Source organism: Ruegeria sp. BG8, assembly GCF_056538325.1.
In genome coordinates this window covers 192,838-205,047 of sequence record NZ_JBQFSZ010000003.1, presented here as the reverse complement: position 1 = coordinate 205,047, position 12,210 = coordinate 192,838, and the positions used below count along the sequence as shown (strand labels likewise).

Annotated in this window: 12 protein-coding genes; 8 read left to right on the top strand and 4 right to left on the bottom strand. The window is 57.7% G+C overall.

The genetic code is table 11. The features are described 5' to 3' along the window. The first annotated feature begins 321 nt into the window (after nt 1–321). Nucleotides 322–525 carry a hypothetical protein gene (locus tag ACR0DG_RS08515; protein ID WP_480696217.1) on the top strand — a complete coding sequence of 68 codons (204 nt, stop codon included), beginning with the start codon at nt 322–324 and terminating at the stop codon, nt 523–525. Between the two features lie 114 nt (nt 526–639). Further along, complete coding sequence (locus ACR0DG_RS08510; protein ID WP_480696215.1) at nt 640–2,685, top strand: acetyl-CoA carboxylase biotin carboxylase subunit; 2,046 nt, start codon at nt 640–642, stop codon at nt 2,683–2,685. Nucleotides 2,686–2,758: 73 nt separating this feature from the next. On the opposite strand, the gene ACR0DG_RS08505 is transcribed toward ACR0DG_RS08510, so the two are convergent. After that, a complete protein-coding gene (locus tag ACR0DG_RS08505; protein ID WP_480696213.1) occupies nt 2,759–3,205 on the bottom strand; it encodes a DUF4174 domain-containing protein in 447 nt (148 codons plus the stop codon). A gap of 168 nt (nt 3,206–3,373) precedes the next feature. Between ACR0DG_RS08505 and scpA the strand changes: the two genes are divergently transcribed. The 6 genes from scpA (at nt 3,374) to ACR0DG_RS08475 (ending at nt 8,833) form a co-directional block, all read left to right on the top strand. After that, nucleotides 3,374–5,500 (top strand): methylmalonyl-CoA mutase, encoded by a 2,127-nt coding sequence (gene scpA / locus ACR0DG_RS08500; protein WP_480696211.1) that lies wholly within the window; start codon nt 3,374–3,376, stop codon nt 5,498–5,500. Nucleotides 5,501–5,599: 99 nt separating this feature from the next. Then, nucleotides 5,600–6,202, top strand: coding sequence for a VOC family protein (locus ACR0DG_RS08495; protein WP_480696209.1), 603 nt, complete (start codon nt 5,600–5,602; stop codon nt 6,200–6,202). Then, nucleotides 6,199–6,687 (top strand): N-acetyltransferase family protein, encoded by a 489-nt coding sequence (locus ACR0DG_RS08490; protein ID WP_480696207.1) that lies wholly within the window; start codon nt 6,199–6,201, stop codon nt 6,685–6,687. The genes ACR0DG_RS08495 and ACR0DG_RS08490 overlap by 4 nt, the downstream gene beginning before the upstream one ends. A gap of 45 nt (nt 6,688–6,732) precedes the next feature. After that, nucleotides 6,733–7,413, top strand: coding sequence for a TerB family tellurite resistance protein (locus ACR0DG_RS08485; protein ID WP_480696205.1), 681 nt, complete (start codon nt 6,733–6,735; stop codon nt 7,411–7,413). A gap of 5 nt (nt 7,414–7,418) precedes the next feature. Then, the gene (locus ACR0DG_RS08480; protein ID WP_480696204.1) at nt 7,419–8,423 is read left to right on the top strand and encodes an endonuclease/exonuclease/phosphatase family protein; all 1,005 of its coding nucleotides are present in this window, start codon (nt 7,419–7,421) and stop codon (nt 8,421–8,423) included. Nucleotides 8,424–8,461: 38 nt separating this feature from the next. Beyond that, a complete protein-coding gene (locus ACR0DG_RS08475) occupies nt 8,462–8,833 on the top strand; it encodes a hypothetical protein (protein ID WP_480696202.1) in 372 nt (123 codons plus the stop codon). 2 nt (nt 8,834–8,835) lie between these two features. On the opposite strand, the gene ACR0DG_RS08470 is transcribed toward ACR0DG_RS08475, so the two are convergent. From ACR0DG_RS08470 to ACR0DG_RS08460, 3 genes are read right to left on the bottom strand one after another with little or no spacing between them, the layout of a single operon-like run. Continuing rightward, on the bottom strand, nt 8,836–10,380 hold the full coding sequence (locus ACR0DG_RS08470) for a Ppx/GppA family phosphatase (RefSeq protein WP_480696200.1): 1,545 nt from the start codon (nt 10,378–10,380) through the stop codon (nt 8,836–8,838). A gap of 49 nt (nt 10,381–10,429) precedes the next feature. After that, nucleotides 10,430–11,119, bottom strand: coding sequence for a P-loop NTPase family protein (locus tag ACR0DG_RS08465; RefSeq protein ID WP_480696198.1), 690 nt, complete (start codon nt 11,117–11,119; stop codon nt 10,430–10,432). After that, entirely contained in the window at nt 11,120–12,193 is a 1,074-nt protein-coding gene (locus tag ACR0DG_RS08460; protein ID WP_480696196.1) for an AI-2E family transporter, read from the bottom strand. It abuts the gene before it with no gap. Between the last annotated feature and the right edge of the window lie 17 nt (nt 12,194–12,210).

Here is a 12,210-nt window from a genome sequence, read left to right as displayed (position 1 = left end):
GAATGGGCAGAATCCAGCCGGAATAATTCGTAGGCCAGAATCCCGTTTTGAAGTTGCAACCACTCCGTGCATGTTGAATGGGCCGTGCGGCTCTACTTTGCCTGCGTCGCACATGCACCTACTATTCCGTACCCCTTCCTTACGCGGGCAGGTTTGTGTTTCTCACAAAACCCTGCCCGCGCTTTTCTTTGCCCTAAAGGCGAGGGTAAAGCGGCATAAAACTGCGCAAAACAGCAATATTAGCCGCTTGTTATTGAATAGCAGCCGCGAAAATCGGCATTTGCCCCCGAATGCATCAAAAAACCTGAAGGGGCAGAAAACATGCGATTCTCGAAACTCGTTCTTGCAATGGCGACCTGTGCGGGCCTTGCCGCGTGCGGTGATACGACAGGCGAACAGGCGCTGCTTGGCGGTGGGGCCGGTGCAGTCGGCGCTGCGGTCGTCAGTGCCGACCCGTTGTTTGGCGCCGTCGTCGGTGCAGCGGGCAACGTCCTGTATTGCAAGACGCAGAACAACTGTAGGTAACAAGATACCCGGAGCGTTTGTCGCTCCGACCGTCATCGCGCAAAACGCCGTCGTGGGGTCATCGCCCCGCGGCGGCGTTTTGCGTTTCCAGAACACCAAGACAAAGGACGTTCCATGTTTAGCAAGATCCTGATCGCCAACCGGGGTGAGATCGCCTGCCGCGTTATCAAAACGGCCCGAAAAATGGGTATCGGCACTGTTGCCATTTACTCGGACGCCGACAAGAACGCATTGCATGTGTCGATGGCGGATGAAGCGGTGCATATCGGCCCGCCGCCTGCCAACCAATCCTATATCGTGATCGACAAGGTAATGGACGCCATTCGCCAAAGCGGCGCGCAGGCCGTGCACCCTGGCTATGGCTTCCTGTCTGAAAACTCGAAATTTGCCGAAGCCCTGGATGCCGAAGGCGTCGCCTTTGTTGGCCCGCCGGTCGGCGCGATTGAAAGCATGGGTGACAAGATCACCTCGAAGAAGATCGCGCAGGATGCGGGGGTTTCGACCGTGCCTGGATACATGGGTCTGATCGAGGATGCGGACGAGGCCGTGAAGATCTCGAATGATATCGGCTATCCCGTCATGATCAAAGCCAGCGCCGGGGGCGGCGGCAAGGGTATGCGGATCGCATGGAATGACGACGAAGCGCGTGAAGGCTTTCAGTCATCCAAGAATGAGGCTGCGAACTCGTTCGGGGATGACCGGATCTTCATCGAGAAATTCGTGACCCAACCGCGTCACATCGAAATTCAGGTTCTGTGCGACAGCCACGGGAATGGCATCTATCTGGGCGAGCGGGAATGTTCGATCCAGCGCCGGAACCAGAAGGTCGTGGAAGAAGCTCCGTCGCCTTTCCTTGACCCCGAGACACGCAAAGCAATGGGCGAACAGGCCGTCGCTTTGGCCAAGGCCGTGAACTATGCCAGCGCCGGGACCGTTGAATTCATCGTTGATGGGGAAAAGAACTTTTACTTCCTTGAGATGAATACACGCCTGCAGGTGGAACACCCTGTAACCGAGTTGATCACCGGCGTGGATCTTGTGGAACAGATGATCCGCGTGGCCGCGGGTGAGAAACTGACGATCACGCAGGATGATGTAACACTGACCGGCTGGGCGATTGAAAACCGCCTTTATGCCGAAGACCCGTATCGTGGATTTCTGCCGTCGATTGGCCGCTTGACACGTTACCGTCCTCCGGCGGAAACGGCTGCGGGGCCAATGCTGGTGAACGGTAAGTGGCAGGGGGATGCACCCACAGGCGAGACAGCGGTCCGTAATGATACCGGCGTCTATGAAGGTGGCGAGATCAGCATGTATTACGACCCGATGATCGCCAAGCTGTGTACTTGGGCTCCGACGCGTGATCAGGCGATCGAAGCGATGCGCGTGGCGCTGGACAGCTTTGAGGTCGAGGGCATCGGGCACAACCTGCCTTTCCTGTCTGCGGTGATGGATCATCCGAAATTTATCAGCGGCGACATGACCACCGCCTTTATTGCCGAGGAATACCCTGACGGTTTTGAAGGGGTCGAATTGCCTGAGGCGGACCTGCGCCGGATCGCGGCCTCTTGCGCGGCCATGCATCGTGTGGCTGAAATTCGCCGCACGCGCGTGTCTGGCCGGATGGATAATCACGAACGCAAAGTGGGTTCAGACTGGGTTGTGACGCTGCAAGGGCAGGAATTCGCCGTTGCGATTGATGCGGACCGTGATGGGTCAACAGTGACATTCTCAGACGATACCGCGATGCGCGTCACCTCTGAGTGGACGCCTGGTGATCAATTGGCGGTTCTTGATGTCGATGGCAGCCCGCTTGTGCTGAAAGTTGGCAAAGTGTCCGGCGGGTTCCGCATCCGCAATCGGGGGGCGGACCTGAAGGTACATGTGCGCACGCCACGCCAGGCCGAACTGGCCCGGTTGATGCCTGAAAAGCTGCCGCCTGATACGTCCAAGATGCTGCTGTGCCCAATGCCCGGTCTGGTCGTGAAGATCGACGTCGAAGTCGGGCAAGAAGTGCAGGAAGGTCAGGCGCTTTGCACCATTGAGGCGATGAAGATGGAAAACATCCTGCGCGCCGAAAAGAAGGGCAAGGTGTCCAAGATCAATGCCGGCGCTGGCGACAGCCTGGCGGTTGATGACGTGATCATGGAATTTGAATGATCATGACCGCTCGGTGGTCATATCACTTGGCGCTCTCGGCTTCGGTCGGGGGCAGCGGGTATGGCCGGGGCGGTTACCCGCCCTCGCGCCGTTCGCGAATTTCGCGTTCGCGCAGGGGGGTCTTGTCGATCGAACGTCCAATCTCGCGCACGCTCCAAGGGCTGGGCTTGCGCAGTTTCACGACACCATCCTTGTCGACGAAAACCATCTGGAACCCGCGCGGGCGCAACTGCGCCCGGATCGGGGATCGGGCCGATGGATCAGTATCCGTCAGCACAACGACGTCGCGGTCGCGCATGGCGTCTTCGCCTTCCGTCAGCATATCGATCTGCTGCTGGAACCGCGGATCCGCTGGCGTATCCGCAAAGACGATTATGGGCCGGTTGACCCATAGGAATTCGTCCAGCTCGCTGTCGCCAACGGGACGTACGAATTCATCATCCGCAGGTGCGGACCCGTCAGCAGCCAAAACGGCCAACGGGAATAGTGCCGAAAAAACAAAGGCAAGCGTGCGTGTCATGGGGCCTCCTGTTCAATCGAATATAGCCCCTGTTCAAACGAATGCGACCGGCGAATTGCCCGGAATGCTCAAAATTTCGCGCTTTGGCCCTGTTGGGTGGGCTCAGCGCATCAACTTAACGCGACGGTCAGCACCGGTCGCGATCCGAATTGACGAGAGGAAATCGAAATGACCAACACGAAGGACTGGCAGGCGCTGGCGGAAAAAGAGCTGCGCGGAAGGCCGTTGGACGATCTGACCAAAGAGACGCTGGAAGGCATCGACGTCAAACCGCTCTATACAGCAGAGGACACCGCAAGCCTGCCGCATATGGGTTCGATGCCCGGCTTCGGACCGTTCACACGCGGTGTAAAGGCCACCATGTATGCGGGCCGTCCCTGGACGATCCGGCAATATGCGGGTTTTTCGACCGCCGAGGAATCGAACGCCTTTTATCGTCGCAATCTGGCGGCCGGTCAGCAGGGCGTGTCAGTGGCCTTCGATCTCGCCACGCACCGGGGCTACGACAGCGACCACCCACGCGTCGTGGGTGACGTGGGCAAGGCCGGTGTGGCCATCGACAGTGTAGAGGATATGAAAATCCTGTTCGACGGCATCCCGTTGGATAAGGTCTCGGTCTCGATGACAATGAACGGCGCGGTGATCCCGATCCTGGCGAATTTCATCGTAGCGGGTGAAGAGCAGGGGCATGACAAATCCGTCCTGTCCGGTACCATTCAGAACGACATTCTGAAAGAGTTCATGGTGCGTAACACCTATATCTACCCGCCTGAACCGTCGATGAAGATCATTGCCGACATCATCGAATACACTTCGAATGAGATGCCCAAGTTCAACTCGATCTCGATCTCGGGCTATCACATGCAAGAGGCCGGGGCGAACCTGGTGCAGGAGCTGGCCTATACGCTGGCCGATGGCCGTGAATATGTGCGCGCTGCGACGCAGGCCGGGATGGACGTGGACAAGTTCGCAGGCCGTCTGTCCTTCTTCTTTGCCATCGGTATGAACTTCTTCATGGAGATCGCCAAGCTGCGCGCTGCTCGTACGTTGTGGCACCGCGTAATGACCGATTTTGGCGCTAAATCTGAGCGGTCTAAGATGCTGCGGACGCACTGCCAGACCTCGGGCGTAAGCCTGCAGGAACAAGACCCTTATAACAACGTGATCCGCACCGCCTATGAGGCGATGAGCGCGGTTCTGGGCGGCACCCAGTCGCTGCACACCAACGCGTTGGATGAGGCGATCGCGCTGCCCACCGATTTCTCGGCCCGCATCGCGCGGAACACGCAGCTGGTGCTGCAGGAAGAGACTGGCGTAACCGATGTGGTCGATCCGCTGGCAGGCTCTTACTACATCGAAAGCTTGACCAACGAGCTGGTCGAAAAAGCCTGGGCCCTGATGGAAGAGGTCGAGGAAATGGGTGGCATGACCAAGGCAGTGGCCTCGGGCATGCCCAAGCTACGCATCGAAGAAAGCGCCGCGCGCCGTCAGGCCATGATCGACCGGGGCGACGAAGTGATCGTCGGCGTCAACAAGTACCGCAAGGAACAGGAAGACCCGATCGACATTCTGGACGTCGACAACGTGGCGGTGCGCGAAGCACAGGTCGCGCGGTTGGAGCGTATCCGCTCAACCCGTGACGATGCCGCGTGTCAAAAGGCGCTGGACGCGCTGACCAAGACCGTCCAAGAGGGCGGAAACCTGCTGGCCGCCGCCGTTGAGGCCGCCCGCGCCCGTGCATCCGTAGGAGAGATCAGCATGGCTATGGAGAAAGAATTCGGCCGTCACCGCGCCGAAGTAAAGACGCTGGCCGGTGTCTATGGCGCGGCCTATGAAGGCGACGAAGGCTTCGCCGCAATCCAGAAATCCATCGAAGACTTCGCCGAAGCCGAGGGCCGCCGCCCGCGTCTGCTGGTGGTCAAGATGGGGCAGGACGGTCACGACCGGGGTGCCAAAGTGATTGCCACGGCCTTTGCCGATATCGGCTTTGACGTGGATGTAGGCCCATTGTTCCAGACCCCTGCTGAGGCTGCGCAGGATGCTGTGGACAATGACGTGCATGTGGTCGGTATCTCTTCCCAGGCGGCTGGTCACAAGACGCTTGCTCCGCAGTTGGTGGAAGAGCTCAAGAAAGCCGGGGCCGAGGATATCATCGTCATCTGCGGTGGTGTGATCCCCCAACAGGACTACCAGTTCCTGTATGACCACGGCGTCAAAGCCATCTTTGGGCCGGGCACGAACATCCCCGAAGCCGCGCAGGATATTCTGAGACTGATTGGCGAAGCAAACGGCTGACCCGACTTTCTGGCGAAAAGCACTTGTTATCCGGTGCCTTTGGCGAAAACATGCGACCAGACCAGCAAAGGTCTGGTCGCAATTCGTTGGAGAGCGCACATGTTGCTGGATCACTTGGCCGTCGCAGGCGAAACCCTTGAGGACGCGGCAGCTCATATCGAACAGGCCTTGGGCGTTCGGTTGCAAGATGGGGGCAAGCACGAAAAGTTCGGCACTTATAATCGCCTGCTGGGATTACGGGATGGCCTGTACCTGGAGGCCATTGCCATTGACCCGCAGGCCCCCAATCCGGAAAAAACCCGATGGTTCGACCTTGATCGGTTCGAGGGGCCACCACGGTTAAGCAACTGGATTTGCAGCGTTCCCGATATCCAGGACTCTCTGTCCGTTTTTCCCGATGGGGTGGGGCAGCCGATAGACCTTGCGCGTGGGGCATTGCGGTGGCAGATGGCGGTTCCCCCGAATGGGCGTTTGCCGTTCGACAACCTGTTTCCCGCTTTGATTCAATGGCATGGTGATCTGCACCCGGCAAGGATGCTTCAGGACAGCGGGTGTCGTCTGAGCCGTTTGGTGGTTTTCCACCCCGAGGCGTTGCAACTGGCACAGTTGCTAGGTGATCTGGATCTGGTGGTCTTTGATACCGGTCCGGCGGCACTGCGGGCCGAGTTTGAAACACCACATGGCCCACGCGTGTTGGAATGAACATCCGTCCGGCGCGTGTTGCTGATGCCATCGAAATCGCAGCAATAACAAACGCCTTTATCCGTGATACTCTTGGCACGTTCACGACAGTTGAACGGAGCGTTGAAGATATCGCCCATGATATCAAAACACGCGGTCCCGCGTTTATTGTAGCGGAACAGGACAATCTCGTAGCAGGCTTTGCGACATACGGACCGTTCCGTTCGGGTCCGGGCTACGCGCAATGCCGCGAGCATTCGATCCAGTTGTCGCCTGAGGTGCATCGCAAAGGAACGGGTCGGGCTTTGATGGCGGCTCTGGAGGATGCCGCGCGGGCCGAGGGTATTCATGTCTTGGTCGCCGGGATTTCGTCTGCGAACCCTGGCGCTGTCGATTTTCATCTGGCGCTTGGTTTTGAACAAGTCGGATGCATGCCCGAAGTGGGTTTCAAGTGGGGTCAAAGGCTGGATCTTGTGCTGATGCAGAAAATTCTACCCGTTGACTGATTGGTTGGACCTGACATGGGCAATATAGGGCGCTAAGGTGCTGATATGTCGATCTGGACCCGAATATCAGACGCGCTGAGTGCGCTGGCCCAAGGCGAAAGCCTGACAGCTGTTTTTGAAAAACTGCGCACCCCGCCGGAACGCTCGGTCGCGTTCGCGATTGCCGTTGTTGCGCTGGGCGCAAAGATGGCAAAGGCCGACGGTCAGGTCACCCGGGACGAAGTGACCGCATTTCGGGATGTATTTCAGATCGCGCGGGAAGACGAAGCAGGTGCTGCGCGGGTTTTTGACATGGCTCGCACCGATGTCGCCGGATACCAGGAATACGCCCGCAAGATTGCGCGCATGTTTGCCGAAGACAGCACAACCCTTTGCGATCTTATGGAGGGTCTTTTTCACATCGCAATGGCCGATGGGTTTTATCACCCCAACGAAAACGAGTTTTTGGAAGAGGTAAGCCGGATTTTCGGCCAAACCGAAGCTCAGTTTCTGGCGTTGCGCGCGCGGTTCGTACCAGATGCCCCAAATGATCCCTATACCGTTTTGGGGGTCCCGCGGGACATGCCCTTGCCAGACATCCGCAAGGTATGGCGCCAACTTGTTCGTGAAACCCACCCGGATGCGATGATGGCGCGTGGCGTGCCCGAAGAAGCAATCCGATTGGCCGAGAAAAAAATGATCGACATAAATCGCGCGTGGGATGAAATAAACGGCGCACAGGTCTAAGGACGGTGCGGCTGGCGACCTACAATATCGAATGGTTTGCCAATCTCTTTGACCGCAAGGACAATCTGATTTTTGACGATAGCTGGTCCGGACGGCATGACGTGACCAAGGCGCAGCAGGCCGAAGCGATCGCCAAAGTGCTTTCGGTTGTTGACGCAGATGCAATGTTGATCGTCGAGGCCCCAAATACCGGCAAATCCCAGAACACCATCCGTGCTTTGCAACGTTTTGTTGAAACCTTCGATCTGCGCACCAGCCATGCGGTTATGGGCTTTGCAAACGACACGCACCAGGAACTGGCGTTGATTTACGACCCGCAAGTTTTGTCAGTACGGCATGATCCAAAAGGCCGGGATACCGAAAGCGCCCACGCACCACGGTTTGATGGTACGTTCCGGATTGATCTGGATATCGATGCGACTGAGGATCGCGTAGTGTTCTCGAAACCCCCGATGGAGTTGGCCGTCAAAACACGAAACGGGGCCGAGTTTCGTTTGATTGGCGCGCACCTCAAGTCCAAAGCCCCGCATGGTGCGGAAAGCCGGGACGAAGCAATTCGCATCTCAATTGCCAACCGCCGCAAGCAGCTTGCGCAAGCGATCTGGCTTGCACGTCGCGTCAAAACACACATTGCAGACGGAGATCAGGTTGTTTTGCTGGGTGACCTGAATGACGGGCCGGGTCTGGATGAGTTTGAAAACCTGTTTGGCCGTTCGTCCGTCGAAATATTACTGCAGGCCGGGTTGTTTGATCCACATGCCGTGACGGCATATGGCGAAAACAGCAGCAAGGCCCCTTCGACGGCCCGATTTGCGCGACCCAAGGAAGGCGGACATCTCGAAGCCTTGCTGGATTACATCATGGTAACTGAAAATTTGCGCGAAAATCAGCCGCAATGGCGGATTTGGCATCCGTTTCACGATCCGGCTTGTTTTCAACAAAAAGAGGTGCATCAGGCCCTTCTGACAGCCTCGGATCATTTCCCGGTTACGTTGGATATCGACCTGTGACCTTTCATCGGAAGCGCGCGCGGCTTATATTCAGTTTTATGAAACAAGTCCTTTTGATCTGTGCTTTCGCAGCGACCGCGGCTCTGCCAGCAAAGGCAGAGGAGGAAACGCCCCCATCTCTGATGGAGCAGGGGTTTGAGCTGTTTTTCGAAGGGCTCCGCCAAGAGATGGAGCCTGCTTTGGGTGATTTGCTTGGGTTGGCGGATGAGTTCGGCCCGGCGATGATGTCGTTTTTCGAAGAAATGGGACCAGCTTTGGCCGAGTTGGTTGAAGAAGTTCAGGATTGGAGTGCCTATGAGGCCCCCGAAATCCTGCCGAATGGCGACATCATCATTCGAAAGAAGCCTGAGAACCCGGAACCCAAGCCCAAATTGCCGGAAGAGGTTCCGGAAGGGTTAACCGATATCTGAGTTCATCCCTTCGAGATGACACGCGTGTCCGATTTCAAAGCGCCTGCCAACGAGTTCAGCCGCGCTTCGGCCACTTCGCTGAAAAGAAGGCTCGCTGATTGGGGCAGGATCAGTTCCAACTGATGCTTTTTGGGAAAGTAGCGCAAGCTGCCCATTTTTGCGTCGCGCTGCATCCAAAGCATGGCGCCAAACCGCATCGCTTTGCCCAGAATCTCGGCCTGCTTTTGGTCTTTCTCGTCCAGCAGTTCGTATAGCGGAGCAAAGCGATTGTCTTCGCGTTTGTTGCGATAGCGATGCTGCAAAGCCAGCCCGATAAATACCCGCTCGGAATGTTTTAAACCACCAAGATTGGCGCGGGTGACGTAATCAAAACAAGTCTCGGCGCGGTAATCGGGATGCGCGCGCCAACTGACGTCGTGCAATAAGCAGGCGGCCTTGATCAATCGCACGCGGGCAGGCGGAGCGGATTTAAACAACGGCATCACGAATTCGAACAGATGTTTGCCAAAGCCAGGCAGTCTGGCGTCCTTGGCCTCGGAAAACCGGCTGGCTTCGATCAATGGATCCCGGTCGCGCAAGGCTTGCGGCATTTGCTCGTATAGCAGGCCTTCGCGAATGCCATAGCTTGAGATCGCGATGTCTTTGGGCTTGAACGTGCGGACCAACCGGGCCAGCACGTCCATGGCATGAGGGATCAGCGCCATACGCGATCCGGAAACACCGGCCTGACTGCGCAGCTTTTCGGGGTCGCCTTTTTCGATGAACTTGATGGTTTGATGCACCTGCTTGGTCGTCATGCGGTATTCATGCAGCACGTTCAGCGGATATCCCCTGCGCAGCATGTCCAGACGCGCAAACGCGCGCCAGCTGCCGCCGACAAGGAACAAACGATCCCTTTGCGGCCCCAACTGGTCGCGCAGGTCTTCCATTGTGGCTTTGATATGAGCCTTCCGCGCACGGCGACCGCCTTTGATGTCGCGCAGTTTGAGAGGGCCCAAGGCCGAAGTCAGGCGTCGTCCAACCTCGCCCCCGCCGATCTCGGCCAATTCCATCGACGAACCACCAATATCGCAAATCAGACCATAGGCACCGGGCCAGCCCAGCAAGACCCCCTGCGCAGATAGTCGGGCTTCTTCTCCGCCATCGATGACCGAGACCGTCAAGCCGGTTTCGGTAAGCACCTCGTCACAGAAATCGGGGCCGTCTTCGGCCTCACGCACCGCGGCCGTTGCCACGACATGCAGGCCGGGCAGCCCAAGATCGTCAGCCAACTGAGCGAAACGGCGCAGTGCCGCCAGCGCGCGCAAGCGACCGCGTGGGTTCAGCCGTCTGGTTTCAGAAAGGCCGGCACCCAACTCGCACATGACTTTTTCGTTGTAGAAATAAGCCGGGGATCGCGCTGCCCCGTCAAAGATCACCATCCGAACCGAGTTTGATCCGACATCAACAACGCCAACGCGCGACAGGGCGCGCACTTCGGGGTTGTCGAACAAGGGCTTTCCGAAGGGTCCCCAATCGGGGATGTCGATGTCGACGGTCTGATCCATGTCTTTTCCAGATATTCCGAGGGCAGAATGCGAAATCGCTGAGGTTGGGTCAATTCCCTGATTGGGTCTCGTTCAGTGCCGAGTTCAGGACCCGCACGGCCAGCGCACGGGTGATGTCACGTTTTTCCGACAGTGCGAGCTGGTCCAGCTGCGCCACAACGGACGCAGCCGTTTCAAAGCGACGGTCCATGTGTTTGACCAGATAGGCAATGACGTCCGGGCCCGGGTACAGTTGACGATCCACGAAAAGCTTGGCCAAAACAGCGCCCAGCAGCGCGTCATCCGGCGGGTCCAGCGCCACATGGTGCGCGCCCTCGATCCGGCTCTGAAGGTCGGGCAAGGGCAGGTCCCAAAATTTCGGTGCCAAGCGCCCGGTCATCAACAGGGAATTGCCTTCGGCCAGTACCAGATTGTGCAGGTGGAACAGGGTGGTCTGTTGCTCGATGTCGTTCGCTATCATCGGCACGTCTTCAACGGCGACGTGTGTCTGCGACAAGGCCGGGACGTCATCGTGTTTCAGCTCTGCCGCCCGAATGATGCGCCCGCCTGTTTCTGCCGCCCAAACATGCGCCAGATGCGTTTTACCTGACCCCGCAGGGCCGCTGAGAACCAGTTTGTTCCCCGGCCAAGAGGTGGCCGAGATCATCGCCACGGCCAGAGCGTTCGCGGGAGACACGAAAAAATCTTCGCGCCCCAGCGCAGTTTTCGCCGGAAGATCAAAGCTGAGCTGAAGTGCCATTTAGTCGTCGTCCTGCTGCACACCTTCAAGGCCGGTATAAAGCCGACTGTCCAGATAGATGGACGTCGCAAACCGTGCCAGAACGCCCAGTGCAGCGGCAACCGGAACGGCGATCAGCATCCCGACGAAACCAAACAGCGCCCCAAAAACGGACAGGGCAAGCAGCAGCCAAACCGGATGCAGGCCGACCGAGTTGCCAACCAGTTTGGGGGTCAGGAAGTTGCCTTCGGTCACTTGGCCCAGGGCAAAGATACCCGCGACCAGCCCGACATGCGCCCAGTCACCCCAGAACTGAAATAGCGCCAAACCGATAGCCAGCGTGCCGCCGATCAAAGCCCCCAGATAGGGGATAAAGGTCACAAGACCTGCGATGAAGCCAACGATCAACCCGAACTGCAGGCCCACCACCATCAACGCCACGGCATAGTAGGTTCCAAGGATGAGGCACACAGTCCCCATACCGCGCACGAACGAGGCCAGAACTGCGTCTATCTCACCGGCCAGACGCTTGATCGTTGGGGCGTGATCCCGTGGCAGCAGCTCACCAATGCGGGCGATCATGCGGTCCCAGTCAAGCAACAGGTAGACGGCGACGACAGGCACGATGACCATCAGGACTACAACATTGATAGCCGATCCCAACGACGCCGCAACGGATTGTAGGACATCCCCTGTTTTGGATTGCAGGGTCTCGCCCAGTGACACAAGAAACTGGTGCGAACTGGATTCGCGATCCAACAGAGATGGGAATTGCTGTTCGATGAACCCGCGCAGTTGCTTAATAAGGCTAGGCATGAAATCGACCAGATCGACCAACTGTGTGATCAGGGCCGGAACCACCATCAGAATCATCAGGACAAAACCCAGCACGCCGACCACGGTAATTATTCCCGTCGCTGCCATACGTGACAGGCCAAGGTTTTCGAGGCGATCTGCGATTGGATCAAGGAAATAGGCGATTGCGCCGCCGATCACAAACGGGAGCAAAACATCGCCAAGTGCCCATAGCAACAGCACAAATATCGCCGCGGCGATGCCCCAGTATCTGAGTTGATCCTTCACCGGCAAAGCCATGCCTGTCCCCATTTGAT

What these genes read in the sequence shown, in the direction of transcription:
- ACR0DG_RS08515 (WP_480696217.1), top strand. Translation starts at nt 322, where the DNA reads ATGCGATTCTCGAAACTCGTTCTTGCAATGGCGACCTGTGCGGGCCTT.
- ACR0DG_RS08510 (WP_480696215.1), top strand. Translation starts at nt 640, where the DNA reads ATGTTTAGCAAGATCCTGATCGCCAACCGGGGTGAGATCGCCTGCCGC.
- ACR0DG_RS08505 (WP_480696213.1), bottom strand. Translation starts at nt 3,205, where the DNA reads ATGACACGCACGCTTGCCTTTGTTTTTTCGGCACTATTCCCGTTGGCC.
- scpA (WP_480696211.1), top strand. Translation starts at nt 3,374, where the DNA reads ATGACCAACACGAAGGACTGGCAGGCGCTGGCGGAAAAAGAGCTGCGC.
- ACR0DG_RS08495 (WP_480696209.1), top strand. Translation starts at nt 5,600, where the DNA reads ATGTTGCTGGATCACTTGGCCGTCGCAGGCGAAACCCTTGAGGACGCG.
- ACR0DG_RS08490 (WP_480696207.1), top strand. Translation starts at nt 6,199, where the DNA reads ATGAACATCCGTCCGGCGCGTGTTGCTGATGCCATCGAAATCGCAGCA.
- ACR0DG_RS08485 (WP_480696205.1), top strand. Translation starts at nt 6,733, where the DNA reads ATGTCGATCTGGACCCGAATATCAGACGCGCTGAGTGCGCTGGCCCAA.
- ACR0DG_RS08475 (WP_480696202.1), top strand. Translation starts at nt 8,462, where the DNA reads ATGAAACAAGTCCTTTTGATCTGTGCTTTCGCAGCGACCGCGGCTCTG.
- ACR0DG_RS08470 (WP_480696200.1), bottom strand. Translation starts at nt 10,380, where the DNA reads ATGGATCAGACCGTCGACATCGACATCCCCGATTGGGGACCCTTCGGA.
- ACR0DG_RS08465 (WP_480696198.1), bottom strand. Translation starts at nt 11,119, where the DNA reads ATGGCACTTCAGCTCAGCTTTGATCTTCCGGCGAAAACTGCGCTGGGG.
- ACR0DG_RS08460 (WP_480696196.1), bottom strand. Translation starts at nt 12,193, where the DNA reads ATGGCTTTGCCGGTGAAGGATCAACTCAGATACTGGGGCATCGCCGCG.